The 24292-nt window shown below is 37.2% G+C and carries 30 protein-coding genes and 1 pseudogene; 8 read left to right on the top strand and 23 right to left on the bottom strand.

Going from position 1 to position 24292, the window contains the following annotated elements:
• The first annotated feature begins 32 nt into the window (after nucleotides 1-32).
• From D0T60_RS12320 to D0T60_RS12295, 6 genes are all read left to right on the top strand, one after another.
• Nucleotides 33-626 (top strand): hypothetical protein, encoded by a 594-nt coding sequence (locus tag D0T60_RS12320; RefSeq protein ID WP_129733290.1) that lies wholly within the window; start codon nucleotides 33-35, stop codon nucleotides 624-626.
• Nucleotides 627-640: 14 nt separating this feature from the next.
• Nucleotides 641-1573 carry a hypothetical protein gene (locus D0T60_RS12315; RefSeq protein WP_129733291.1) on the top strand — a complete coding sequence of 311 codons (933 nt, stop codon included), beginning with the start codon at nucleotides 641-643 and terminating at the stop codon, nucleotides 1571-1573.
• Nucleotides 1574-1611: 38 nt separating this feature from the next.
• Nucleotides 1612-1845 carry a hypothetical protein gene (locus tag D0T60_RS12310; protein WP_129733292.1) on the top strand — a complete coding sequence of 78 codons (234 nt, stop codon included), beginning with the start codon at nucleotides 1612-1614 and terminating at the stop codon, nucleotides 1843-1845.
• Nucleotides 1846-1856: 11 nt separating this feature from the next.
• On the top strand, nucleotides 1857-2537 hold the full coding sequence (locus D0T60_RS12305) for a hypothetical protein (RefSeq protein WP_129733293.1): 681 nt from the start codon (nucleotides 1857-1859) through the stop codon (nucleotides 2535-2537).
• A gap of 8 nt (nucleotides 2538-2545) precedes the next feature.
• Nucleotides 2546-2908, top strand: a complete 363-nt coding sequence (locus D0T60_RS18830; protein WP_239059558.1) for a hypothetical protein — start codon at nucleotides 2546-2548, stop codon at nucleotides 2906-2908.
• A 143-nt stretch (nucleotides 2909-3051) separates the two neighbouring features.
• On the top strand, nucleotides 3052-3834 hold the full coding sequence (locus tag D0T60_RS12295) for a DUF695 domain-containing protein (protein WP_129733294.1): 783 nt from the start codon (nucleotides 3052-3054) through the stop codon (nucleotides 3832-3834).
• 116 nt (nucleotides 3835-3950) lie between these two features.
• Here D0T60_RS12295 and D0T60_RS12290 read toward each other — a convergent pair whose 3' ends face one another.
• From D0T60_RS12290 to D0T60_RS12225, 14 genes are all read right to left on the bottom strand, one after another.
• Nucleotides 3951-4748 carry a cation diffusion facilitator family transporter gene (locus tag D0T60_RS12290; protein ID WP_129733295.1) on the bottom strand — a complete coding sequence of 266 codons (798 nt, stop codon included), beginning with the start codon at nucleotides 4746-4748 and terminating at the stop codon, nucleotides 3951-3953.
• A gap of 1 nt (nucleotide 4749) precedes the next feature.
• Entirely contained in the window at nucleotides 4750-6927 is a 2178-nt protein-coding gene (locus D0T60_RS12285) for a TonB-dependent receptor (protein WP_129733296.1), read from the bottom strand.
• A 521-nt stretch (nucleotides 6928-7448) separates the two neighbouring features.
• Nucleotides 7449-7868 (bottom strand): DUF302 domain-containing protein, encoded by a 420-nt coding sequence (locus D0T60_RS12280; protein WP_229058434.1) that lies wholly within the window; start codon nucleotides 7866-7868, stop codon nucleotides 7449-7451.
• Nucleotides 7869-8181: 313 nt separating this feature from the next.
• A complete protein-coding gene (gene arsA, locus D0T60_RS12275) occupies nucleotides 8182-9900 on the bottom strand; it encodes an arsenical pump-driving ATPase (protein ID WP_129733297.1) in 1719 nt (572 codons plus the stop codon).
• A 5-nt stretch (nucleotides 9901-9905) separates the two neighbouring features.
• The gene (gene arsD, locus D0T60_RS12270; protein WP_129733298.1) at nucleotides 9906-10235 is read right to left on the bottom strand and encodes an arsenite efflux transporter metallochaperone ArsD; all 330 of its coding nucleotides are present in this window, start codon (nucleotides 10233-10235) and stop codon (nucleotides 9906-9908) included.
• Between the two features lie 122 nt (nucleotides 10236-10357).
• Nucleotides 10358-10579, bottom strand: coding sequence for an ATP-binding protein (locus D0T60_RS12265; protein ID WP_129733299.1), 222 nt, complete (start codon nucleotides 10577-10579; stop codon nucleotides 10358-10360).
• 11 nt (nucleotides 10580-10590) lie between these two features.
• A complete protein-coding gene (locus D0T60_RS12260) occupies nucleotides 10591-10824 on the bottom strand; it encodes a thioredoxin family protein (protein ID WP_129733300.1) in 234 nt (77 codons plus the stop codon).
• 28 nt (nucleotides 10825-10852) lie between these two features.
• Complete coding sequence (locus tag D0T60_RS12255; RefSeq protein WP_129733956.1) at nucleotides 10853-11551, bottom strand: aromatic aminobenezylarsenical efflux permease ArsG family transporter; 699 nt, start codon at nucleotides 11549-11551, stop codon at nucleotides 10853-10855.
• On the bottom strand, nucleotides 11551-11979 hold the full coding sequence (locus tag D0T60_RS12250) for a nitrophenyl compound nitroreductase subunit ArsF family protein (protein WP_129733301.1): 429 nt from the start codon (nucleotides 11977-11979) through the stop codon (nucleotides 11551-11553). Before D0T60_RS12250 ends, D0T60_RS12255 begins: the two co-directional genes overlap by 1 nt.
• 30 nt (nucleotides 11980-12009) lie before the next feature.
• On the bottom strand, nucleotides 12010-13044 hold the full coding sequence (gene arsB / locus D0T60_RS12245) for an ACR3 family arsenite efflux transporter (protein ID WP_129733302.1): 1035 nt from the start codon (nucleotides 13042-13044) through the stop codon (nucleotides 12010-12012).
• The gene (locus tag D0T60_RS12240) at nucleotides 13037-13471 is read right to left on the bottom strand and encodes an arsenate reductase ArsC (protein ID WP_129733303.1); all 435 of its coding nucleotides are present in this window, start codon (nucleotides 13469-13471) and stop codon (nucleotides 13037-13039) included. The genes arsB and D0T60_RS12240 overlap by 8 nt, the downstream gene beginning before the upstream one ends.
• A 12-nt stretch (nucleotides 13472-13483) precedes the next feature.
• Nucleotides 13484-14317 (bottom strand): arsenite methyltransferase, encoded by an 834-nt coding sequence (gene arsM, locus D0T60_RS12235; protein WP_129733304.1) that lies wholly within the window; start codon nucleotides 14315-14317, stop codon nucleotides 13484-13486.
• Between the two features lie 88 nt (nucleotides 14318-14405).
• Nucleotides 14406-14738, bottom strand: coding sequence for a helix-turn-helix transcriptional regulator (locus D0T60_RS12230; RefSeq protein ID WP_129733305.1), 333 nt, complete (start codon nucleotides 14736-14738; stop codon nucleotides 14406-14408).
• A gap of 67 nt (nucleotides 14739-14805) precedes the next feature.
• The gene (locus D0T60_RS12225) at nucleotides 14806-15819 is read right to left on the bottom strand and encodes an IS110 family transposase (protein WP_129733306.1); all 1014 of its coding nucleotides are present in this window, start codon (nucleotides 15817-15819) and stop codon (nucleotides 14806-14808) included.
• Between the two features lie 437 nt (nucleotides 15820-16256).
• Here D0T60_RS12225 and D0T60_RS12220 point away from each other — a divergent pair, with 437 nt between their 5' ends.
• Entirely contained in the window at nucleotides 16257-16589 is a 333-nt protein-coding gene (locus tag D0T60_RS12220; protein WP_129733307.1) for a hypothetical protein, read from the top strand.
• Nucleotides 16590-16702: 113 nt separating this feature from the next.
• Entirely contained in the window at nucleotides 16703-17698 is a 996-nt protein-coding gene (locus D0T60_RS12215) for a hypothetical protein (protein WP_129733308.1), read from the top strand.
• A gap of 44 nt (nucleotides 17699-17742) precedes the next feature.
• Here D0T60_RS12215 and D0T60_RS12210 read toward each other — a convergent pair whose 3' ends face one another.
• From D0T60_RS12210 to traN, 9 genes and pseudogenes are all read right to left on the bottom strand, one after another.
• Nucleotides 17743-18087 (bottom strand): hypothetical protein, encoded by a 345-nt coding sequence (locus D0T60_RS12210; protein WP_129733309.1) that lies wholly within the window; start codon nucleotides 18085-18087, stop codon nucleotides 17743-17745.
• Nucleotides 18078-18440: a hypothetical protein gene (locus tag D0T60_RS12205; protein WP_129733310.1), complete on the bottom strand. Its 363-nt coding sequence runs from the start codon at nucleotides 18438-18440 to the stop codon at nucleotides 18078-18080. Before D0T60_RS12205 ends, D0T60_RS12210 begins: the two co-directional genes overlap by 10 nt.
• Nucleotides 18441-18790: 350 nt before the next feature.
• On the bottom strand, nucleotides 18791-19234 hold the full coding sequence (locus D0T60_RS12200; protein WP_129733311.1) for a PH domain-containing protein: 444 nt from the start codon (nucleotides 19232-19234) through the stop codon (nucleotides 18791-18793).
• Nucleotides 19235-19245: 11 nt separating this feature from the next.
• Nucleotides 19246-21117 (bottom strand): DUF4116 domain-containing protein, encoded by a 1872-nt coding sequence (locus D0T60_RS12195; protein WP_129733312.1) that lies wholly within the window; start codon nucleotides 21115-21117, stop codon nucleotides 19246-19248.
• Between the two features lie 2 nt (nucleotides 21118-21119).
• Nucleotides 21120-21719: a M23 family metallopeptidase gene (locus tag D0T60_RS12190; protein WP_165359883.1), complete on the bottom strand. Its 600-nt coding sequence runs from the start codon at nucleotides 21717-21719 to the stop codon at nucleotides 21120-21122.
• A 185-nt stretch (nucleotides 21720-21904) separates the two neighbouring features.
• Nucleotides 21905-22333, bottom strand: a pseudogene (locus D0T60_RS12185) (DUF3872 domain-containing protein); the annotation flags it as partial.
• A gap of 20 nt (nucleotides 22334-22353) precedes the next feature.
• Nucleotides 22354-22692 carry a hypothetical protein gene (locus tag D0T60_RS12180; RefSeq protein WP_129733314.1) on the bottom strand — a complete coding sequence of 113 codons (339 nt, stop codon included), beginning with the start codon at nucleotides 22690-22692 and terminating at the stop codon, nucleotides 22354-22356.
• A 13-nt stretch (nucleotides 22693-22705) separates the two neighbouring features.
• Nucleotides 22706-23290: a conjugal transfer protein TraO gene (locus D0T60_RS12175; RefSeq protein WP_129733315.1), complete on the bottom strand. Its 585-nt coding sequence runs from the start codon at nucleotides 23288-23290 to the stop codon at nucleotides 22706-22708.
• Between the two features lie 2 nt (nucleotides 23291-23292).
• Nucleotides 23293-24255 carry a conjugative transposon protein TraN gene (gene traN / locus D0T60_RS12170; RefSeq protein ID WP_129733316.1) on the bottom strand — a complete coding sequence of 321 codons (963 nt, stop codon included), beginning with the start codon at nucleotides 24253-24255 and terminating at the stop codon, nucleotides 23293-23295.
• Nucleotides 24256-24292: the final 37 nt, after the last annotated feature.

Below are 24292 nucleotides of genomic sequence, written 5' to 3'. Positions count from 1 at the left end.
GGGCAGTAACCCTGCCCCACAAAATAACAGTCATGAAATACAGAGAATTGTCAGCATACGAAAAATTGCAAAAGATACAGGACATCAATTTTTGCAGGGCAGAACGCCACAATGTAGCTATATATCTGAACGCATTAAGACGTAACGACAGGGCGATAATAGAGGAATACGAGAGTTTTGGAAATACCCCTCGCCAGTTATTAATGAATAAACGAGAGTACGAAAGACATTTAGTATTTGGCTTCATTAAAAAGGAATTTAACGAATACGGTTGGTTGGAAAGACCTGATTTTTTGGAACGTGAAGAAATACAATTCCCACATCGGGACGGTTGGGCGGTATCTAACCATATCACACTGGGTAAAGGCTTAAACGGAAAATGGACTTATGGAATGAGTTACTCTCACAGTACAGGCGGATCAGGCTATGGGCTTAATGTATGGGGTAAAATATTCGACAATAGAAAAGACTGCCTGAAAGCAGCATTAAATGAAATGCTTACAGGACTTGAAAAAGACAGCAGTAAGACCGACCGATATGCAATCAATGTATTAAAACAAGCGAAAGCCTTATTTGACGAGATTACAGGGCGTAAACCTGTACAATTAGAATTATCATTCTTTTAATAAATCCAATCAATATGAAACCGAATAAAATAGCAATTATGTATAAGGGAGTTGTACATTTCCTGAACAGGGTAACAGGCGAAAGCAAGCATTATCAAATAGCTTTTGAAACTGACCGTTGGAGCATCCGTTTTTATCTGTTACAGAACGGTCAAATCCGAATAATCATAAATAAGTCTATCAAAAAGAGCGAAACGGAATATCATACGCATTTCTGCTATGACTGTTATTGCACACTTGATAAGAATGGTTTATTTCTCGATGACGTTCACGATCCTGCCACTTGCCGAAAGATAACCAACCCTACTAAATGGTTTACCATTGAACCCATGTTAAGGGATATTCACAACCAGTTAAAAGAAGAACTGGAAGCCTTGCACCCTTTCGACCTGATACACGATATAAGAGATTTAGAACACTTCATATACAGGAAAATGGAAGAATACGGAAAGGTAGAATTTACCGTAAACAACTCCCTACGTTTCGGTATCGGTGAAAATGCCTATACCACAAGCGAAGAAGCATTGAAAGCCAAAGAAAAAGAACCTGTTGTTTTGCTAAATCTATTCAATGGCAATCATATAATATCTAAAGACACTATCATCTTTTTCCTGTACTGGCTTTTGGACAGGGATAAAGAATTAAGTGTATCAGACGGACAAAAATTGAAAACGGTTGTCAGATCATTTGAGGAAAGTCCCAAAAAGCCGAATGAATGGTCTTTGCAAACTCTTAATACGTGGTGGCAATGGCTTAGTTTTGATGAATTTGAAGATATTACAGGTATAGAGCAGGACAGAGACGGCAATAATGAAATAGATGCAAAATTCCTTGATGATGCCAACCAATTTTGGCAAAATAAAACCTTTCAAGAAAAAATCAAAATTTATCAATCCAATTCACACTTACATGAGATTGTAAAAGAAAGGATTGAAGCATATGAATAACCAAAGGGCGGAGTAATCCGCCCATAATCTCAAAAAGCATGAAATTGAAAGTAAATAAAACAAATAAGACCTGCACAATTAGCGGACTAACTTCAACCGAAGTTGATGTAATATTGGGAATCGTAGATACTGCTAACAGGCGATGTTTCCGAGAACAAGAAGATAGCGGAGAATGGTATAGCAACGATGATTTTGTACTATCACTTACCGATGAACAACGACAAGCGTTGTCAAAAATCGGAGAAGAAATACAGCAAATTTATAACAGTTAATTATCAATATCATGGCACAGGAAAAAATAGACGATTGGATGCAAGATGCCAAAGACCTTGCAAAAGCGGAACGGGAACTCAAAATAGAACATTGGGTATATATAACCTTTGAAGTAAGGGACGAGGACAGAAACCGTGAAATACTACATATAATCGACATCCCTCGTGCCATGTTAGACCGTTGGCGGTGGGTTATTGAGTGGCGCAGGGCAAAATTGGTATGTAAATACCCCCGTAAGAAAATTTGGGTATATCACTGTGCATACGACAAGCGGACGGGATTGCAAACAGGTTTTGACTTCCTTTTAGGCAAAGTAGCTTCGGCAAAAGCGCAGATAACTAAGGTAGAAAGGGCAATCGCCAAATATATCGACTATATGACACACAATGACCTGTTTTTCAATCTTGAAACGGATGAAAAGTTACTCAAAGCCAAAGCCAAATTGGAACAGAAAAAGAAAAATTATAATGAAGCGTATGCCATTTTACAGGCAGAAGTCATCAAGCATAAACAGAACAGCACCATGTATAAATTATTTATTGGATTCAAAAAGTTGGGCGAGTTCAGCTCTATAATGGAAGCCAAGAAATACGCAGATAATAGCGGACTATCAGGTACTTTTAACCTGATTGGAGACAAGTATCAAGATAATTGGTATGTTTCCTCAATGCAAGTACAAACCTCTAAATAACAAAGAATATGACAACTATAAAAGACATAGATGGAAACATAATTGAAGTAACAGATTTGAACGCCGCCATTGACGAATGTAAGCGTTGTAAAGACAGTCCGTATAAAATGGAAAGCGAACACACCGTAGGCGAAAATTATGCCTATATGTTGGAACAACTGCTCCCGCTTCAACAACAAAGCCGTCGTTCACGTTGGTTGGAAGGTACAGAAATGCGCTACAATCAGGGCAAGCGTTTTACAAAAATGGATATTGCCTATGAAATCGGTCGGCACGAACCGTATCACCCTGCCTCTCTCTATTGGGATAGCCTGCGTCGAGAGGAACTTGTAGCGTTCTTCAATGAAATGTTCGGTACAGATATTCGTTGAATTTTCCTCTTTATACACGAAAAAATCCCGACGGAACACCGTCGGGATAGCTATTATATCACTAAATATTTTTTAGATTATCCTAATACAGTGAGTATTAAAATCTTTTAGTTAAATTCACGCCGTAATAAAAGTTATACAATATGTCAGAATCAATTAAAACCAACAATATACCAGAACAATGGGTTGCTTATTTCAGCCACATCGAAGATCATCCCGCTAACGTCCTGATGAACCTCGCGCTGGTAGACTTAGCCCCAATAGATAACCTCAAAGAGTTGCTGCTATTTACTATTCAGATGCTCTCCGCAGATGAAAACGGATTATTCACGGCAGAAGAAGAATCCGAGGTACTACACAGCATCCAAGAAGAAATCATCGAGGCTACCGAAAAGAAAAATGTCATCGTCGCAGGAATCGTTAAGTCAAACGGTCTGATGAATATGTACCTTTATGTAAAACACGGAAAAGAATGCGAGGAACTCTTAAAGTCCGTCATGAATGTACATCCCGAATACTCGTACAACATTGAAGTGCAGAAAGACAAGGATTGGAATACCTACTTCGACTTGTTGTACCCATCCAAATACGAACTGCAAACCATAGAAAACCAGTCGGTCTTATTCCAACTGGATCAGGACGGCGACGACTTCAGCAAAGAAAGGGAAGTGGATCACTTTATCTATTTCCCGACCGAAGAAGGGCGAGAGCAGTTTATTCGGGAAGTCGAAACGCTCGGATATAAAGTGGCGCTAAAAGAAACCGTAGATCATGGCGATTCCTATCATTTCGCATTGCAAATCTCCCGGCTAAACAATGTCATGCCCTCAGAGATTAACGAATATACATGGGAGTTAGTAACATTGGGTAATGACTACGGTGCCAAATACGACGGTTGGGGATGCTGCCCACAAAACAGCAGATAAAATATAGCTGATATAAAATAAACAGACGCGCGGTTTCCGCCCGTTACTATTCTTATGAGATCTGCAAATTATTTGAGAGAAAATATACAAATAATTTGCAGATCAAATGACATTATTTAATTTTTAGCAAGTTTCAATATCCTAATTGCCCCTCTTATAACAATAAGGAATACAATACTACCGATAATAAGGTCGGGTATCTGATTATTCAACTGCCATACTAAGAATCCGGCAAGAATTACCCCTGCATTTATTATTACATCGTTGGATGAAAAGATGATACTTGCCTGAATATGGGCATCTTTGCTCTTCGTCCTTTGAAGTAAAAGCAAACATATAACATTAGCAATCAAAGCAAGTACGGATATACCTATCATTGTTTGAAAAACAGGCATTTCCTCTGTACCTGTAAACCGTCTGATTACCTCTATAAAACCAACGGCAGCCAAAAGTATCTGGAAATATCCGCAAATCATAGCAACACGCTTCTTACGGCTTACGGCTGCACCGACTGCAAACAAACTTAATCCATAAACAAAAGCATCAGCAAGCATATCAAGGCTATCAGCAACCAATCCCATAGATTTGGATATAATACCCGTTGACATTTCAATCAGGAAAAAGCCGAAGTTAATAGCCAGTACAATCCAAAGGACTTTACGCTGTTTGCTATTTTCCTCTGCCTGGACTTCTCCTGTTACTTCTTTACTTTCAATAAAGCGTGAACCGAGATTCAAGGTAGCAAGCTGCTTTTCGATTTCCTGATAGTCGCCTGTATGGTAAACAGTAAATATCCTGCCTTTCAGGTCAAATTCCTGCTTTGCAACACCCTCTATATTTTGGAGTTTCATCCGAATGAGGTTTTCCTCACTCGGACAATCCATTTGTTCAATTTTAAAAATTGATTTATTCATTTTACAATTTAATTATAATCCCGGTATTCAGGATGAAACCGTCCAACGGTGCATAAATGTCCCGAAATTCAGGATTAGTCATCGAACCCGTATGAATGGTATCAAACCTTGTCTGCCGTCTGTCGGTAAAGTTCTCAAAGTTAGCATATATTGAGAACTTTTCCCAAATTCGTTGCATCATTAATCCGAAGACAAGGTAATCCTTACCTGTTTTACCGTCATTCAAATTTTGTTTTCCGGTATAATAAGCTTCCAATCCGATTTTCCATTTATCTTCCACCTCATACATTAAAACAGAATTGATTTTATGTTTCGGGGTTAAGGTTTTTTGGTAGCTTCTGCCGTCTTCCTTTACATCAGCATCCGTATAGGTATATCCGAGAAATAAACCGAAATCCTTATACTTAATTTTCATATTGGTTTCAGCCCCTTTACTATCCACGTGACCGTTAATGTTATTAAACTGCCAACGATTATTTTCAGCAGCTTGCAGTTCAAGCGGATTTTTCAGGTAAGTATAAAAGAATAACTGGTTTATACTTAAAAATACTTGGTCGCCGAACAAACCCGTTTTATAAGTAAAATCCACATTTGCCCCATAACTCCTTTCCAGTTTGTTCCTGTTGTCATCTATCGGCAAGACATTCTGAAACTGGATGCGTTCGCTATCTTCCGAAAAAATGGTAGGTGCTTTATATCCGAACCCACCACCTACACGGGATGAAAATTTCTCCGTTATCTTGAAATGAGAAGATATACGGGGTAGAACTGCAAAACCGTAATCGTTAATATAATCGGTACGCAATCCGCTTTCAAGATTCATCCAGTCCGTTATTTTCGTATTGTTCTGTACAAATACGCCTACGGTAGTCATATTGTAATCACGTAAAGGAAAATCGGTCAGTTTTTCTTCGGTAAACTTATCCGTCCACACATTCGCACCCGCTACCCATTCCGTTTTTTCTTTTGTATGTATATAAGATACTTCTGAAAAAGACGATAACTGGTCGCCGTCAAATTTGAAATCGGGAATCTCAATCTTACGGCTGAAATAAGTAATGCTGTTCTTTACATTTAATCTGTTTTGTTTGTCGAAACGATGTTCAAATGTAAGTTGGCTTGAATGCCTTTGTGTCTTGTTTCTTTCAAAATAGGAATGTTCTTCGTTTCCCTTATCTTTTACATACTCCATATCACCACCCAGACGGTTTTCAATCATGGAGTTTATACCGAAATTAAAATCTGTGTTTTCAGACAGGTACAAGAATAGCTTAGGATTAAATACAAACCTGTCGAACTTTGGTATTGCCGTAAAGCCAACATCTGACGGATCATAAGCCCAGTTACGGTTATACGATGCAAAAACGGTAGTACCTACCTTGTTGAATTTCTGACCGAAAAAGCTGTTTACATCAAGCCCTTTACCTGTTGTCCCATTCAGGTGGATTGAGAAATCCCTTTCCTTTTCAGGCGTTTTCGATATAAGGTTTACCAGTCCCGCAATAGCACCGCCACCGTATAAAGTAGAAGAAGAACCTTTTATTATTTCAACCTGCTTTAAATCGAGCGGTGGTGTCTGTAATAAACCTAATCCGCTTGCTGCACCTGAAAATACGGGAAAACCGTCTTTTAGTATCTGTGTATATCTACCGTCCAAACCTTGAATGCGAATAGATGAATTACCCGATATGGCTGATGTTTGTTGTGTCATAATACCCGTGCTTTCATTCAGAAGCATACGTATATCTCCGGGTTTCATCACTCCTTTTTCGCCTAACTCTTCGGCATTTATAAATTCAATACGGGTAGGAATATCTTTAAAAGTACGTGTCCCCCTTGTTGAAGAAACAACTACTTCCTGCAATGTTTCTTCATCAGGCTCAACCCTGATAACGATAGGTTCATCCGAAGCCAACGGGAATGTAAATTCTTTTATGGTCTTTTCATATCCTACATAAGTAATTTCAAACCTCTGTTTACCGTCTGGAATATTGGAGAGTACCGCTAATCCTTCAGCATCAGAAGATGTTCCGTTCGTAGTATTTTGAAGTATAATATTAGCACCGATTAAAGGCTCTTTGTTATCACAGTCTATTAGTTTAACGTTAAGTGTATTTTGAGCGAAAATATTGGAAATGCTGAATACTAAGAATAGCATCAGTATAATTTTTGTTTTCATTTTATTTCTTGTTTTTAAATCTTCAACTATAAATGATATGAGGATTACGATATTACAAAGAATGTATTATCGTAAAAATTGCAGGGCATATTCACAACGACCTGTATAATAAAAATTAGTTTATGCTTTTGGCGGTTGCCAGATTGAAGATTTATAATCAGAGAGAGCGTTTTTTACTATATAATCTGATTTATAATCAGGTATAGAGCCTAAAATTATTATTATTGGATTATAAAAACGGGCTTCCGGAAATCCGGAACAGGTATTACAATGTAGAAAAGGGGAACAACAACTATCATCGGAACAGTCGTCACAACTATTGCCTATGTCATTGCTCGTTTCAACGGTATCTGTATATATAGCTAAACATTTATCCTCAAAACAACATGGCATTACTGATAACAGTAATACATATATGGATAATATGAGGGACAAATATTTCATGCTGCAAAGATAGCGATTATGTTTTGCAACTTAGTTGCAAGTTTCGTACTATTTTCACAGATTATCTACTGTTTAATTTACGATTCTATTTCGGCTATTGCTTTTTCAATTTCAGCAAAGGCTTCGCTCATTACTTCCTCTACCAGTCCGCCGATTTGTGCTGCCATAGCAACCGAATTCATGCGCGAAATACGGGTTATACCATCAGAAGTCTGATATATAGATATGCGACATGGAAGTAATGATGAATAAAGACGTTCCATATCATGCTCCAATATTCTGCCGGAATATTTGGGGTTGCACAATTCTATGACTTTTATCGGTAGCACTTCTTTCCCATTTTTGCGAAGCGTTTCCTGCATATCATGAATATGCTGTATTTTCCAGTTTCCGAGAGACTGGATTTTTTCGGATAGTTTATCGAAGGTTTCGTCATAACTGTAACGGCTTACGTTTTCTAAAAACATTGCGCTCTCAGGTTGTTCTGTTGATTTCATGATTCTTTTTTTATATTACTCTATGTTATTATTTAAACAATTTTCTTGCCAAAAAGGTTGCATAATACGTTTATTATCCGCTTTATTTTTACTATTTACATTGCATGAAGATACAAGCACCTTACATAATTTTATAAAGATTTTGATAGTCAATTTTTAACAGCTAAATATGCTAAAAGTCTGATTTTCTTTAAAAATGGATGTACATCATCATTAATTTAAAATAAAAAAGATTGATGAAAATCGAAGATTTTTAAAAGATCTGCAAATTATTCGTTTATTTTCTTCAGAATAATTTGCAGATCGTTCTAAATTACACTTTTTCCTTCCATTCAATAACGGCAAAGTTCCCGTCTGAAATCTCCTTCACTTTATTAATCCATTGCACTTCACTTAATGCTTTAGCTTTAAGGAATGGACTATTGGTTGAAGTCAGCAAAAGACTGGAATTAACCACCCACCATTTATTCTTAATTCTGGCACGTTGTAAGTCCTGTTGCAGTCTTTGTGCTTCAAACACAGGTGTTGTTTCCGGCAGGGTTACGATAACCACTTCCGTTTCCTTTTCGCTTCGCAAGCGAGGTAATAGGTTTTGAACCGCAGGGGTGATATTTCCCTGTGTCCGTTCTACTTCCTTATGATAACTTTGGGTTGAATCCAGCAGCAGCAACGTGTGTCCGGTTGGTGCAGTATCTATCACAACCACTTCATTATCCGCTTTGGCAACTATTTCGGCAAAGGAATTGAAAACGGCAATTTCCTGTGTGCATGGGGAACGCAGGTCTTCTTCGATATAACTTAAATCAGCATCACCCATTGTTTCCCTTGCTTTGTCAAGCACATTTTTCTGATAGGCAGCAAGCACCGCTTTTTCATCTATATGGCTTACTGTGATGCCGTCTATTTTCGTTTCGATATAAGCCAAATGGTTTGCAGGGTCAGTTGTAGTCAGATGCACTTTCACTCCTTTTTTAGCCAAACCACGAGCAATATTCCCGGCAATGGTAGTTTTGCCTACACCGCCTTTACCCATCGTGAAAATCACCCGTTTACCTGTTTTGTAGAGGTCTTCAATAACGCTGTCAATCGTATTGAAACTACGTTTCTCAATATCCGGACTTTCGTTCTTTATGGCTACATCCGCATTCAACATATTACGGATATTATCAATGCCTGTCATGTTATAAGAACGAAGCGGAACAATATAGGTGTTCAGTTTTAGCAAGGCTGCCGAACGGTTATTCAGCGCATTTTGCTGGTGTTCATAAATCTGTTTGGAAATACTATCGTCTGCATCGTAGTTTTCTAATACGCCATTTATGATTAAATGCTGTGTTTCGATACCTATATCCGACAACTCATTGGATGAACGTTCGACCTCTTTCAACGGGCTGTCTTCCGGTCGGCTGACAAGGAAGAGCGTTGTTTTAGACTTATCGGTTAGATTTTTTACCGCATGTTTATATACATCTTTGCGGTCTTCCAAACCTGATAATTGTCCTAAGCACGAAGCTCCGGTCGTATTTTCGTCAATAAAAGTATCCCACGCAGAAGGAAGTTGCAACATACGGAGTGTATGACCTGTTGGGGCTGTATCAAAAATGATATAATCATAGTTTTTGCTCTTATCTTCGTCAGTGATAAAATCAGAAAATTCATTGAACGCTGCGACCTCTACTGTGCATGAACCGGATAGTTGTTCTTCCATATTAGCAATTACACTTTCAGGTAATTTACCCCGATATGGAGCGATAACCGATTCCCTGTATTCGGCAGCCGCTTGTTCGGGGTCAAGGTTTACAACAGTCAAGCGGGGTACATCTTTAATGGGAGTACCTTTATTGTCTAACGGCATATCAAATACATCCTGTAAATTGGATGCCGGGTCGGTACTCAACAACAATACTTTTTTTCCACTATCTGCAAGACTTACAGCTGTAGCACAGGCGATAGATGTTTTGCCTACACCGCCTTTACCCGTGAAAAATATATACTGGGTAAGTTTTTCGTTTGAAGGATTATACTTTTTCATGTGGGTTATTTTTTTATTGTTAGTTCATCTTCTGAAATATCGAGCCATTCTGCAATCTGCTTATTTGATGGATACGCCTTTTTTATAGCAATTTCACCATCAACTGTGATTAGAGGAAATACGTCTGCTCCTTCTGCCATAAGGCAATCATTGACAACCTTCGTGGTTACATATACCTGAGGATGGTCTCGCAAGTTAAAACGTTCAACTATAATTCCTTTTTGTTTCAATGTTTCAACCACAACTGCTATACGCATCAACTCAGGGTCGATATTCACTCCGCACAATCCGGTAGGACAGCATAATGCAGGGTCATAAATTTTAATTGTTTTCATTTTTAATATTTTATTTGTTATTAATTCTATTTATTCAATGTTCGTAATGTAGCGAACTATTTGGTTAAAAAAATAGACGCTATCTGATTCAAAACAGCATCTATTCAATGCGTACAATTCTATCAATTACAGTAATCCATTGTTGCTGCATCACCAAAGTAACTGATTGCAGCAGTAGGGCAAAGAGGTTCGCAACCATGACAACCAGTTACACATCCATCAGGATATACAACTACTGGTTTCTCATTTTCTATCGCATAAACTCCTTTCTTGCATTTTTCAAAGCAAGCGGAACATCCTGTACATTTTTCCGAATCAATAATCGGATACCATGTGCTGCTCATAATGTGATGTTTTATAGATTCAGGGATTTCTTTATTTCTTCTTCACTCGGAACATACCCTTTCAACTTTACTTCTCCATCAACAACAACCGCAGGTAAAGACATAATGTTATACTTCATAATTTCAAGTATATTTTCTTCCTTCTTCAAATCGGCAGCAATGTTATTATCTGCCAACACTTTCCGGACAGATTCATAGGTTGTTTTACATTTGGCACAACCTGTACCTAATACAATAATCTCCATATTATTTATCTTATATTGTTATTTCTAATTAAATGCTTGTAATTATGTAGTAAATACCCACTATTATAAAAACGGCAGCGACAATCCATTTAAACCATTTCTGGAAGACACTCATCTTATTGTAGAATTTGCCTACGTTGCTAACACTGTATGCCAACAGCCATGCAATGATAATTACAGGCAACCCGGTAGCTATGGCAAATACAGGGGGAAGTAATAACCCTGACGGGCTGGCAATAGTCATCGGGATTAATCCACCAAAGTACAATACACCGCTATAAGGGCAAAAAGCCAATGCAAACAGCAAACCGAGCAGGAAAGCGTCGAGGTAGGTTTTCTTTCCTTTCTTGTTTTCTATTTTTGAGGTTAGCTTATTCATTCCCGGAACCTTTATTTTAATAATGTCCAACATGAATATCCCGATAATGACTAATGCTATCCCAAGCCACATTCCCCCAACATTCTGCAAAAGTTTAGCTACCTGAAACTGACTTGCTCCAAAATAGAAAATCAAACCAAGTGCCGTATAGGTAAACATTCTGCCGAGTGTATAGAATACGCCATTAAACATTACTCTTCGCTTATCGCCTATATCTTTACTAAGATAAGCGGTAGCTGTAATGTTGGTTGCCAATGGGCAAGGACTGATTGCAGTCATTAAGCCCAAAAGAAACGCCGTTAGTAATGGAAAGTTAGAGCCATCCACAAGATTCTGTAAAAACTCCATCATAATCTTTTATTGACTTCGGTTTTGATCAGGTCAGTGAGGTTTTCGGGAGTATTCAAAGCGTTGGCAAATGCCTTGTCGGTAATATCTATGGAATTATCCCCTTTGGCAATAATAAGGGCATTCCATGTTACTTCATATTTTTCTACGAGTGAAGCATTTTGTTTTTCATCGGTTTTTACTTCAATGAATTTCACGTGTGGATTGTCTGCATAAAGTTCTTTTATTGTCTTCTCTGTTACATCGCCTACCGCAATACAGGTTTTACAGCGTTGTTTACCGTGGAAATAGTAAACGTTCACCACAGAAGCATCCGCTACTTGCTCTTTAGCTTGCGTTTCAGTGGCTTGTCCGTTGTTTTTTTGTGCATTACCACCACAGGCTACCAGCAATATGGCAAAAAGCCCGATTAAAATACTTTTTTTCATACAATGTGTTTTTATTAGTTTGTACTATGTTTATTTATAATATTTCTTCCGAAGCCAAAAAGCCAAGTTCACTAACAGGATTAATACCGGGACTTCGACCAATGGCCCGACTACTCCGGCAAAGGCTTGTCCGCTATGTAATCCGAATACGCCGATTGCCACTGCGATAGCCAGTTCAAAGTTGTTTCCGGTTGCAGTGAAAGCAATAGAAGCATTTTTATCATAAGAAGCCCCCATAAACTTACCTGCGAAGAAACTAAGCAGGAACATCACGACAAAGTAGATAAGCAACGGTATGGCTATCCGAACCACATCCATTGGTATTTGTACAATCAATTCACCTTTCAGGCTGAACATAAGAACGATTGTAAATAACAGTGCAATTAAGGTTATCGGGGATATTTTCGGGATAAACTTTTCCTTATACCATTGTTCTCCTTTCAATTTCACTAATATAAGTCGGCTCAATATTCCCATTAAGAAAGGAATACCTAAATATATAGCAACCGTTTCGGCAATCGTACCGATGGAAATATCAACGATAGCCCCTTCAAACCCGAAAAGGGGAGGAAGTTTCGTAATAAACAACCAAGCATAGAAACTGTAAAAGAATACCTGAAAGATACTGTTCAGGGCTACTAAACCTGCACCGTATTCCGTATTTCCTTCCGCAAGGTCATTCCACACAAGCACCATTGCTATACATCTCGCTAATCCGATAAGGATTACACCTACCATGTATTCAGGGTAATCGTGTAAGAAGATGATGGCAAGTACAAACATTAATATCGGCCCGATAATCCAATTCAGGATTAACGAAACTGATAATATTTTTACGTCCTTAAAAACCTTCGGTAATTGTTTATAATCGACTTTTGCCAATGGCGGATACATCATTAAGATTAAACCGATGGCTAAAGGGATGTTTGTAGTTCCACTGGATAATGAATCTATTGTAGTGCTGAAAGATGGGAAAAAGTAACCCAGCCCAACCCCGATAGCCATTGCCAGGAATATCCAAAGAGTGAGATTCTTATCTAAAAAACTCATTTTCTTCTTACTCATTGCCTTTTATTTTTTCTATGTATAATTTATAAAATGCTTCTTTTATTTCATCCCGTACCCGGATATATTCCGAATGGATAAATTCTGGTGACCCTTTTGCTTCTGACGGATCTTCAAATCCTATGTGCAAACGGTTTTTCACTTTACCGAAAAAAGTAGGACAGTTTTCATTTGCCCCACCACAAACCGTAATGACATAATCCCATTCTTCATTCAGATACTTATCTACACTATCGGAAGTATGGCTGGATATATCTACTCCGGCTTCTTTCATTACTTCTATGGCTTTGGGATTAACCTTTCCGCTTGCATTTGTCCCTGCAGAGAATACTTTTAATGCAGGGTCGAAAGATTGCAGGAAGCCATGTGCCATTTGGCTACGGCAACTATTGCCTGTACAAAGAATTAAAACTTTTTGTGCATTCATATCAAAACATTATTAACAGCATCCGGAACTACAATCGCAAGCACTTTCAGGTTTTACACCTGTTACTGTAATAGAGAATATCTTTGAATTATTCTCCTTGTATTCATGGAATGATTTTTCATCAAGATGCTCTTTTAGGATATCATCAGGGACAACGATAGGTTTTTCCCTTTGTATTTTCACCTGTAAAAAACCTGCACTGAAAATCTTAACCATATATTGTTCTTTAGGAATTGCTCCTGCAATGCATCCGGCGTATAATTCTGCTACTTGTTTGATGGATTCAGGTAATTCACCTTCTAAAACCACATCCGAGATGCAGAAATGCCCACCGGGTTTTAAAACCCTGAAAATTTCATGGAAGATTTTATCTTTGGTTGGTAATAGGTTTAATACGCAGTTACTTATTACAACGTCAACGGAATTACCACCAATAGGCATATCTTCTATTTCACCTTTGCGGAAAGTGACATTTGTAAAACCTCTCTTTTGTGCGTTATTTCTTGCCTTTTCTATCATAGCATCTGTAAAATCAATACCGATGATTTTCCCTGTTTCTCCGACTTCAGCGCGGGCTACAAAACAATCATTTCCTGCCCCGGAACCTAAATCCACAACAAAATCGCCTTTTTTTAATCCGGCAAAAGCTGTAGGAAGTCCACATCCCAGACCTAAATCAGCATCTGCTTCATAGCCGTCAAGCTGACTGTAATCCTCATTCATAATGTTATACACATTATCAGAGGAACAGCATCCAGAGCCACAACAAGACGACTGGTTATCATTTTGTAAAGCAAGTGCGCTGTATTTTTGCTTTACCATTTCTTTAATTTCTTTATTTTCCATATATAATAATAAGTTTATCAAAAATTCAATTCGCTTTAAAGCGAATTGTCTGTAGGTTCGCAAACATACGAACTTTAAAGATAAAAAATTATGTATTACAACAATTGTCTGATATTTCTACTTCAGTCAATAAAGCTTCAAATAATCTTTTCGCTAAAGACCAGTTTTTCTGATTAATGCAATACTTAACAGATGGCAATGTAATTTCACCTTGTATCAAACCGGCATCTTTTAATTCATTCAAATGTTGCGATAAAGTGCTTTTCGCTACTGGTAACACTTCAGACATATCTCCATGATAACAACATTCTTGACTTGCTAACAATTGCAGAATAGCAATCCGTACAGGATGCGAAAGGGCTTTGGCGAAACGTGCCATTTGCACCTGCTCAACCGTATATCTTTTCTTCACTTTTTCCATCTTCTTCATTTTATAGTTCGCAAATATACGAATAGTTTTTTAATTCGCAAATATACGAACAGTTTTTTCAGACAACAAACTGATTAGTATAATTTGAGTTGTATAGTTCATTATTCTTTATTACGGCAAACATGCGGGCTACGAGTTTGGCTCTGATAGCATTTAGTACTGACATTTTATTTTTGCCCTCAGCAACTTTTCTATCGTAATATACCCTTAATCCACTATTCTTATTTTGAATAGCAGATAAGGCTGCTAAATGGAGTAAAGATTTTATACTTTTATTTGCTCTATGGGAAACCCGATTTTTAGAATGCTGACTACTTCCTGATGAATAACTGAATGGAGCAACACCCGCATGGCAACAGAATTTACGACTATCTGTAAATCGTGTAAAGCCTTGTGTTTCCAGTATCATTTTTAAAGAAGTTTTTTTACCTATTCCTTCAATGCTCAATAATAATTTCATCTGATGAGATAATAAAGCATCCTTTGCTACAATATCCTCAATCTCCGCTTCAATATTAGCTATTGCTTTATCTAATTCTTTAATAAGCAGAGATAATCTCTTTGACTTCAATTTATAGACTCTATCAGGCATATATTCTTTTTGATCTGATAATTGAGCTTGGTATTTAGCTCTATCAACACATAGCATATTTAATTCTGTTGTTAATAGCTTTATTGATTCAACACTTATAGTTGGGTGGTTATATATTTTAAGTTTATCTATATAACGATAGGCATATAAAGCAATACGCTTTGCATCTACGGGATCATTTTTTCCTCGTTGCAACCCTGAACTGTATTTTATTTGAGTAGGATCTTCTAACCAAAGTTTATAGTTTCCGGCTTGACAAGAGATTGTTAAAGGATAAATATATAATCCTGTAAATTCAGCACATACTACTATTTGTTCTGCATCTATATTTTGTTCTGCACAAATTACAGATAAGTAGTCCTCGATACTCTTTTGATGATTTGAAATAACATCTTGTTTCACCACCACACCATTACTCAGGAGGCAACAATCCAAGTTCTTTTTACTCACATCAATTCCAATAAAATAATAGTTTCCCATAATAAAGTGATTTAATGATTTATAATTTGGAAAGGCATTTGAATATATCCTAAAAACCTTAAATATCTTTCAGATAAAATTCTTATATAGGTCTAATCCAAGACAAATAACAAGTTCGTTATAGTAACATAAGTTATTCCTATTTTCCATGCTGATTTACTTGTTATTTTCCTTTCTTCTTAATTCATAACGTAAATCATTAAATATTCTTGAAATTAAATGAATAAAATGAGTCCCAAATAGTAACATAGACTTTACATTTCTCTTTTTCCATACGGTTCACTCATTATAGTTTATAAAATAATTACAATGCAAACCTAAGGTTTTCCATGAGTAAAAGTAATCTAACGGAAGAAAAAGTAACAAAAAGCCTTTTAAACCTATTTGTTTTCATACATTTGAACAAATAGGTATTTTTGTCTTGAAATCTCAATAATATGCCTGTAAAAATAGAAAAATGGGTAGTTGCCCAAAAAAAACATAAATTGTCAGATAAGCACGTCCAGATGGCTCGTGAGTTGGGACTAAATCCCGATAAATTAGGTAAAATAGATAACCATAAACAGGAAACATGGAAAGTTCCGTTACCCCAGTTTATCGAAGATATATATATCAAACGGTTTAAACGGGAAGAACCTGTTACTGTTCGCTCTCTGAATGACATTATCGCAGATGACAAAGCAAAAAAAGAAAAGAAGAAAAAAGAGAAAGCTAAAAAGCGTGCTTTACGAGAACAAACCGATAGTAGCGAAAATAAATACATAGAATAATCTACAAATTCCACTATGGAAAGTAAATTGTAGATTAACAGATATTTAAAAAGTTAAATGAAATCATCTATGATATATATAAATTCTCTACTTTTGCATAAAAAGCGATAAGCATGAAGGTTGAACATATAACATATAAAGGCTCTACACTTGTTAGAGATACTGATGATATTACAGAGGAAACAATAAATTTACTCAAACCCTTTGAGGACATTAATAAGGAAAAGAGCAAATTGAAATTTCCTTTAACTAATTTGGAAGTCGTTACTACCATAGCCAGCAACGTTGCTATTTTTAACTTTGAAAAAAATAATATCCCTTTGTATATGAACTTTTGCTGTTTTGAAGCAAAAGACGCATCTATGGTATTGGAACTGGTTGATAATTTTATAGAGAAAAGAGGATTTGAGAAATTGACTACTACCCCCAAAGAAAGCTCTTTTATATATACAGTTCCTTGCTATCCTTCCGCTTCGCTTACAAGCGGAGAAGAAGAAATGATAATGGGCGAAGTGGAACTATACATATATTATTCCTTATATCTCAACGATTACCGAAAAAAAACAAATAACACACATTCTGCTGACACTACATCAAAAGAAAAAATAAAATACGAGGTGGGTAAGAGATTCCCTGATGAAAGATATTTGAATCAAATAGAAACAACTGCTGCTATTATTAATACAGCATTTTTTGATGTTTTTTGCAGTTTCCATGAACCAACGACAGAAGAAATAAGACTATTCCGAAAGGGGAAATTAGATGTTTACTTATATGAAAACTCTAACATTCCATTTCTGATTTTTGACATGGGTTTTTCTTTTGAAGTGAGTATTGATGTAACTAAAATTCCAGAGGAAAAACAAGACGATTGGTTAAATTCAGAAGCAAATATAATAACAATGTTTCTTGTGGATGCCGGAACCGGAATCATGCAGGGAATAAGAACAATAAGTATTCCCCCCAATTTTGCAGAAAAAATTAGGGATATATCGGAAAAGCAGTTACAGGAGGACATAAATGTAGAACAAGCAATAGATCAGATAACGGAACAACTTTCAACAGAGCAAATGATGAAGAAATCAACTCTAAAATATACCGTGAAATAAAAAACAAAAGAAGCATTAAAGTTAAATTTAATGCTTCTTTTGTTTTATCGAGGTCTGTCAAAATCATTTTCCATTTCCCACCTGATCCAATCCTCCAGAGAATCAAATTCGTGAGGCATCTTGTCCAATGAATGCCTGTCAATCTTCAGTTCCTTTTGTTTCTCTCTGTAATGTCTGTCTAATTCCTGCACCTTCCTTTGGTATTCCTTTTCCATTTGCCGACTATCAATTATCCACCAAGTTGTAAAGCCTACCACGAACAGGATAAATACAGAAACGAAAAGTATCTCCCCTTTTGAAATGTAGCCCATAGCCCGCAAATCCTCAAACACAAATTTCTTATACTCAATATAGTCTTTTACTTTAGTATAGATTGTCTTTATTTCCATAAACGGGGTTTATTATGGGTAACTGAAAACATATTAAAATAGGTTCTCTCCGGCTTTTCCTTAGATAACAAATGAACAAAGCCCGTGCGGGTTACAATCTCCACATAAACCTCTGTTTCGTCCAGATGTACTATGTCTTCAAATCGAATACAATCCCGTGTACTGACTAATTCTTTTTTCCCTTTCATTGCTTCATAGACATACTCATAGTCAGGAAAAATAAATAGTGATTCTTTAATCGAAATTCTGTGTAATACCAGTATAGGACGGATTTTATCACAAACAGTAAACTTATTTACAGGTGATTGCCTTTTAAGGTAAAGTTTAGAAATGGCTTTTTGTGCAAAATTCATGATCTCTCTGTAATATTATGTTAGTACCAAAAAACAGGCGCAAGAATTACTAAATATCGGCTTTGAGGTACCGCCAAGCACCCACTCACTCAATAGATAATAACCTCACGCCCTTGCCGGTATATGCGAGTAACATATATACAGACTGACGGAAGCTAACATCCATTACCATGTGAGTGAGTTCTAAAATATTTGGCGGTTTTCAAAACCTCACTATAATGCTGCTATTTCCTATGTAAGAACCATCCGATGACTGGCATCGTTATAAATGATCCTGTGTGCAAAAATACACAAAAACAATGGAATATTACTGATTTTGAAAACATAAATCAATAGCACGCCACTGTAAACTATCCTATTTGCTTGTTGATTTCTCGCTTGAATGTAAACGGACGAGCGATAAAAGGATAGCTACTGATAGCACCGCCAGTCGTTACTGTAATAGTTCCAAAATTAAATATACGTCCCAACACGTTCTGGCTTACATGCAATCCTTCGCATTTAGCCAGGACAAGTTCGACCGTTCTGCGGCTTATTACACCCGTTTTCAAAATTACTCGTTTATTAGTAACGGCATAAATCGAACCAACCTTTATCAAAACACGCTGTACAAGGGAAACCAACCCCAAGAACAGCAATGTTACACCTAAATAGCGTGTCATCCGGGCATCATCAAGATAACACATATAGCCAATACCCAACAATATAGCGGGTTGGAGAAAAAGAAATATATGTATTTTTGCCCTGTATTTTATTTCTTCTCCGGGCTGTAAATATGTAGATAAAAAGTTCATATTTTTGTTTTTTAGATTTTCCGCCCTTTCCCTTTTCGGTCTGGCTTTTTATTGATTTGGATAGAGTTTTTTTGTTTTTCTGCGGTAGTTTGTTCCACAGATTTGACATTTAGGTTTTTGCTCTTTGCATCATACCTTAATTCTCCAATTTTCACAAAACCATTAGATGTTTGTATATCCTTAACTCTAATAGATTCTCCATTATATAGCTGCTTATGCTGATCGTATGATAAGGGCTTATTTATTATATTTTCCACTCTTTTGTGGAATGTATAAATGTTATCGCCCTTGCTAATCTCTTCTGGAATATTGATGTTATATCCCTCAATAGCTTTTTTAGTAAATAAAATCATATCAGCAGTCCTCATATTAGAAGGAACCCAACCTAATGAACTGGGATCACTCTTAACGGCTGTTTCAGCAACTTCGGGTGTCCAAGCCTTTTGCGGTATAACGTGAAAACTTCTACCGCTCTTTTGTAAAGCATCTTTTGCTATTTCCGGTGTGATTAAATCATGACTAACAATATGTAACAACAAATCCACTTTTTCGGGATTAGTATGAGCTTTAAATACTTCCAGCAACATTTGAGATGATGTAACAGAATTAACAACAGAGAAATCGTTTTTATCTTTCCCGAAAGTATTGTCCAAAGCAATCCGACACAATTCATCGGTTCGGTCTTCATAAGGAATACCTATTAAGTTTTTCGGATTATCTTTTACCATTTTTCGATATTGTTCTTCCCCTTTCATTTCATCCAAAATATACGGAATGGCATAAGGACTGCTTTTTATAGCTAACTCACATAATTCTTTTGTTTTTTGGCTTTCTGGAATATGTGCCAAGTATGATCCGTCACGTTTTACAGCAGCTTCGCATAATTGTTTATCCTTAAATTGGATGGGGATATTGTAAAACAACTCTGGTTGTTTCTCAAAAATTTTATATGCCAAATCCTGTTTTATATAATCAGGCTTCATATTCTCCAAAAATTCTTTCGTAGTGGAGTAATCTTTGCATTGTTCATTGAAAACCTTTAGATGAATATCCTCAAACGGTATAAATGACAATATACGGGGATGACTGGCTGTATTTACCGCTTCCAGACAAACTTCATGTGTTAGTTTATCCGCAGGGAAATACTGTATTGCAAAAGCGTCTTTCTTTAAAGCCTGATTACATAGTTCCGTAGTTTTCATTTCATCGGGAACATATCTCAGGCTATGAAAGGTCGAATTAATTGCAGCCTCGCATAATTCCATCGTTTTATCTTTGTCAGGAATATTATATAGCCGCATACCATCACCTTTAACAGCCTCCATTCTTAACTCATAAGAATGAAGATGTTCCGGAATAAAGCCTAATACTCCCGGTTCATCCTTAACACCATACATGGCCATCTCCGCAGTCATAATTTGCGGATTGATGAAGCCGTATATATCCATCATATTAACCATAGAATTTTCATATAGCTTTATCCCATGCATACAAACGTCTGGATAAGGGATGAAAGCTAACACTTCGATACCCTCTCCCGTAATATCATAAGCGGAATGAAGGGCTCTTCGGCACATTTGTTCTGTTTTCATTTCTTCAGGAACAAACTGTAATGCCCAGCCGCTATTCTCCACAGCAACATTACATAGATCGGATGTTTTCATATTATCAGGTATGTACTCCAATGTTAAACCATCACCTTGAAGTGCCTTTTTCATAAGTTTTTCATTCAGAATATTTTCAGGCACATACCTTATATTATCGGGATCAACTTCAATGGCAGCCAGAGAAACACTTTCAGTTCGTCTATCTCCGGGTAGTGTCATAAATCTGTCTTTATCCTTACTGACAAATTCAGCATCTTGTTTTTCTTGTGGATTCATTTTTATTTATTTTTCGTTGTTATAATTTCAAAAAGGCAATAACACCATTTTTGGGGATTCAGATAGCGCTTACCTTTTCTTACTTCGTAATGCAGATGGCTACCTGTCGATACTCCTGTATTGCCTACACAGGCAATCTGTTGGGTTATACTTACCGAATCCCCTGCATTTACCATCGTCTTACTCAAATGGGCATAAAATGAATGGAAACCGCCTGCGTGTTCAATCTCAATGTAGTTCCCATATCCCGAACAAAAACCCTTGCGAACTACTATCCCGTTACCAGTGGCATAGACTGGGGTACCTTTGATTTTAGGAATATCAATCCCGGTATGAAATTTTTGTATTTTATAAACAGGATGATAACGCCTACCAAAGCCCGATGAAATATATAGCGGTTTTTTTATTGGAAAAATCACAGGATAGTCGGATAACTCATCAATAGACATTTGCAAAGAATCCGCTATCTGTTGGAACTCATTTATAGAATAGGCAGATTTCGTACAGTCTTCTATTTCCGATTTTCTGTTTAGAGAATCAAACGGCTGCCCCCATAAAGGCAAATGCAGCAAAACGGTGACGAATATTAGTAGGTATTTCATAATCAATCTGTAAAAACAGTAAGTACCCGAAATAATCCGGGTACTTTACTTATTCAACTTCCTCACCCCACAGATCTACGTCTGTCGGTGCATTATTCAACGAATGGGCTATCCATAGCCAGCAGAGGACGTTTAACACGATATAGCTGCATATAATCATGGACTGATACTTTTAGTAAATCATCATCTTCTTCATCATCCCCCTTGTCATTCTGCCAACTAAATGTTTTTTGCACGACCTGACCGAATGAATCTTCGATATATACGTCGATAACCTGCTGATCCGTACTGTGTGATGTATAATAGAGCCGGAATGTCGTTTTATTCAACGGATATAGGTCATTCGGTAGAAATACCGTTCCGTCATCCATCCGCAGTTCTCCTTTTCCATCACTTTGAAAATACCTGATAAAGAACCGGGCGTTATCATAGTCACCTTCCTTTACCAGTTGGCATCGAATCTCCGCACTCTCGCCCTGAACGATTTTTTTCTGGACGGGCATAGTAACAAGATCAAATGAATAAGCCTGCTGAATATCCAAATCGTCACTACAGGCACAGACTATTGCCGATAGCAATAGCGTGTATAAAAAATATGCTAAAAACTTTTTCATGTTTTTTTATTTTAAAATATTTATTGTTTTGTCATTTTATCAAAGACAGCATCAATACCTCTAACCTCTTCCTTGAAATCAGCAATAATATTATACTTGTCTATTTCCAGTTCTATTCTATCTTCTCCAATATTAAGGAGCATACGAGTTTTATCACTGTCATTAAAAACGTAGTTTACTTCCTTCGCTATTTTTTCAAAATCGTCTTTTGAAATAAACCATTTTAATGTGAAACCAACCCCCGCTGACAAAGCAGACATATTATACATATTCACAGGGACAGTATCATCCTGCGATAAATGTTCATTATTCCAGAATCTTAAAAATTCTAAGAGGTTATCTGATGTTGTTGCTATCATTTCTTCTCAAAGTTTAGTTTATTATAAATTTTAACCCTAATCCGTACTGGAAATGAAAATGCCCTGTTGATGTTCCCCACAATATCCGTTCACGGGCAGTCAGGAGCAATACAACACGGTCTGATAAATAGGTTTCCATTTCCAACGTAATAGCACCCCCATAAATGAACCGGTCTTTATTCCGGAGTGTGGAACCGTCAAAAAGTGTTTTTTCTCCCCAGTTGCTTGTTTCATATCCGGCAAGAGCAGATCCGCCCAAAGAAAAAAGGACTACTTTATTATGGTCGGAAAGAAATTTCAGGTAATAACCACCCTCTCCAGTGAACTGGCTGACAGGTATTCTGTCATCTTTATAAGGGTAATATTTATTCAGGAACTCGGCACCGAATACCCACTTATTTGCATGTTTGGTATAGGTGGCCATCGACAACCCGAAATAATAGCCCAGTTCATTCTTTTTGTCTGACAAATGGAATCCATCTACCATTCCACCAGTTACCTGTATGCCTTGCATACCGGGCAAACAACGCTGTGCGTGTGCTTGGTCTGCAAAGACCAGGCACAGCACAAACGTTAGTATAAGTAATAGCCGTTTCATGGTTATTTAACTTTCAATTCGTTGATAACTTTCGCCCTTATCAGGTCGGCATTTTCGACAACAAAACTTTGATGCCGTCCGCCCTCTTTTTCGTTCAGTTCGATGATAAGGTGCTTATCATCCGGTATCGTAAACTTCGGCAAAGTGAAAATCACACGTTCTGTCCGTTTTCCACCTATCAATGTCAGGTTATTATGCGCCCGGAGTGGTACAATTACCTGTTCCTGAATGGCTGTACGTTTCGCCAGTTTTTTATCTACAATCTTGAAAGTGATAAAATCTACATCAAACGGCACATTGGATGAGTTTTTGAGTTGCATGTGGAAATAAAGCAATCCGTTATGCGTGTAAATTCCTTTGAGTGTGTACTGAATACCGAAACGTTTGGAACCGATGTGCTTTATTTCCCTGTCATCATTTTTATAGATAGATTTCATTATCAGTTTAACCAGTAACGGCGATTCGCTACCCAATTCCCTCATGTAAATCTCCATAGCGTTATTTGGTCTGTTCACGGCTTCTCCATCATGGATAAAGTCGGTCATTTCGACACTCAATTTCACCGGTTCATCGGCATATTTAACATTAAAGGTATAGTATGCGCCATCGTCGGTAATGACCGCCAAATTGCTTTCACGAGAGAAGTCCCGGAGAGCAGCTTTTACACGCAATACGTTTTCCGCTCCAGCAGCTTTGGCTGCCAACAGGTCGGCAGAACCCAAATCGACATATCTTATAGCAGACGGGAAAATGATATGCACTGTCTTTGAGAATGTAACCTCCAGTGCGTACGGTGGTATCATCCGGTTAAAGGTTAGCGGTCTGGTCAGACCGTCAAAATAATCTCCGGTAGAGGGAGAAATATTTGCTGTTTGCTGTTTTTCTACGCTCTGTTTTTCAACATCCTGAGCGTTCGCTGTGAATACGCACCCGATAATAGCGAGTGCAAAAAGAATTTGTTTCATACGAAAAATTGTTTTAATTGTTAATTACTAAATACTA

Origin of the sequence: Bacteroides sp. 224 (assembly GCF_010500995.1) — a bacterium.
In the GTDB taxonomy this organism is placed as follows: domain Bacteria; phylum Bacteroidota; class Bacteroidia; order Bacteroidales; family Bacteroidaceae; genus Bacteroides.
The sequence above is the reverse complement of the archived record's forward strand: the minus strand, read 5'-3'. Positions and strand labels throughout refer to the sequence as shown.

Excerpts from the sequence above, each read along its gene's own strand:
- D0T60_RS12320 (WP_129733290.1), top strand. The coding sequence starts at position 33 with ATGAAATACAGAGAATTGTCAGCATACGAAAAATTGCAAAAGATACAG.
- D0T60_RS12315 (WP_129733291.1), top strand. The coding sequence starts at position 641 with ATGAAACCGAATAAAATAGCAATTATGTATAAGGGAGTTGTACATTTC.
- D0T60_RS12310 (WP_129733292.1), top strand. The coding sequence starts at position 1,612 with ATGAAATTGAAAGTAAATAAAACAAATAAGACCTGCACAATTAGCGGA.
- D0T60_RS12305 (WP_129733293.1), top strand. The coding sequence starts at position 1,857 with ATGGCACAGGAAAAAATAGACGATTGGATGCAAGATGCCAAAGACCTT.
- D0T60_RS18830 (WP_239059558.1), top strand. The coding sequence starts at position 2,546 with ATGACAACTATAAAAGACATAGATGGAAACATAATTGAAGTAACAGAT.
- D0T60_RS12295 (WP_129733294.1), top strand. The coding sequence starts at position 3,052 with ATGTCAGAATCAATTAAAACCAACAATATACCAGAACAATGGGTTGCT.
- D0T60_RS12290 (WP_129733295.1), bottom strand. The coding sequence starts at position 4,748 with ATGAATAAATCAATTTTTAAAATTGAACAAATGGATTGTCCGAGTGAG.
- D0T60_RS12285 (WP_129733296.1), bottom strand. The coding sequence starts at position 6,927 with ATGAAAACAAAAATTATACTGATGCTATTCTTAGTATTCAGCATTTCC.
- D0T60_RS12280 (WP_229058434.1), bottom strand. The coding sequence starts at position 7,868 with ATGAAATCAACAGAACAACCTGAGAGCGCAATGTTTTTAGAAAACGTA.
- arsA (WP_129733297.1), bottom strand. The coding sequence starts at position 9,900 with ATGAAAAAGTATAATCCTTCAAACGAAAAACTTACCCAGTATATATTT.
- arsD (WP_129733298.1), bottom strand. The coding sequence starts at position 10,235 with ATGAAAACAATTAAAATTTATGACCCTGCATTATGCTGTCCTACCGGA.
- D0T60_RS12265 (WP_129733299.1), bottom strand. The coding sequence starts at position 10,579 with ATGAGCAGCACATGGTATCCGATTATTGATTCGGAAAAATGTACAGGA.
- D0T60_RS12260 (WP_129733300.1), bottom strand. The coding sequence starts at position 10,824 with ATGGAGATTATTGTATTAGGTACAGGTTGTGCCAAATGTAAAACAACC.
- D0T60_RS12255 (WP_129733956.1), bottom strand. The coding sequence starts at position 11,551 with ATGGAGTTTTTACAGAATCTTGTGGATGGCTCTAACTTTCCATTACTA.
- D0T60_RS12250 (WP_129733301.1), bottom strand. The coding sequence starts at position 11,979 with ATGAAAAAAAGTATTTTAATCGGGCTTTTTGCCATATTGCTGGTAGCC.
- arsB (WP_129733302.1), bottom strand. The coding sequence starts at position 13,044 with ATGAGTAAGAAGAAAATGAGTTTTTTAGATAAGAATCTCACTCTTTGG.
- D0T60_RS12240 (WP_129733303.1), bottom strand. The coding sequence starts at position 13,471 with ATGAATGCACAAAAAGTTTTAATTCTTTGTACAGGCAATAGTTGCCGT.
- arsM (WP_129733304.1), bottom strand. The coding sequence starts at position 14,317 with ATGGAAAATAAAGAAATTAAAGAAATGGTAAAGCAAAAATACAGCGCA.
- D0T60_RS12230 (WP_129733305.1), bottom strand. The coding sequence starts at position 14,738 with ATGGAAAAAGTGAAGAAAAGATATACGGTTGAGCAGGTGCAAATGGCA.
- D0T60_RS12225 (WP_129733306.1), bottom strand. The coding sequence starts at position 15,819 with ATGGGAAACTATTATTTTATTGGAATTGATGTGAGTAAAAAGAACTTG.
- D0T60_RS12220 (WP_129733307.1), top strand. The coding sequence starts at position 16,257 with ATGCCTGTAAAAATAGAAAAATGGGTAGTTGCCCAAAAAAAACATAAA.
- D0T60_RS12215 (WP_129733308.1), top strand. The coding sequence starts at position 16,703 with ATGAAGGTTGAACATATAACATATAAAGGCTCTACACTTGTTAGAGAT.
- D0T60_RS12210 (WP_129733309.1), bottom strand. The coding sequence starts at position 18,087 with ATGGAAATAAAGACAATCTATACTAAAGTAAAAGACTATATTGAGTAT.
- D0T60_RS12205 (WP_129733310.1), bottom strand. The coding sequence starts at position 18,440 with ATGAATTTTGCACAAAAAGCCATTTCTAAACTTTACCTTAAAAGGCAA.
- D0T60_RS12200 (WP_129733311.1), bottom strand. The coding sequence starts at position 19,234 with ATGAACTTTTTATCTACATATTTACAGCCCGGAGAAGAAATAAAATAC.
- D0T60_RS12195 (WP_129733312.1), bottom strand. The coding sequence starts at position 21,117 with ATGAATCCACAAGAAAAACAAGATGCTGAATTTGTCAGTAAGGATAAA.
- D0T60_RS12190 (WP_165359883.1), bottom strand. The coding sequence starts at position 21,719 with ATGAAATACCTACTAATATTCGTCACCGTTTTGCTGCATTTGCCTTTA.
- D0T60_RS12180 (WP_129733314.1), bottom strand. The coding sequence starts at position 22,692 with ATGATAGCAACAACATCAGATAACCTCTTAGAATTTTTAAGATTCTGG.
- D0T60_RS12175 (WP_129733315.1), bottom strand. The coding sequence starts at position 23,290 with ATGAAACGGCTATTACTTATACTAACGTTTGTGCTGTGCCTGGTCTTT.
- traN (WP_129733316.1), bottom strand. The coding sequence starts at position 24,255 with ATGAAACAAATTCTTTTTGCACTCGCTATTATCGGGTGCGTATTCACA.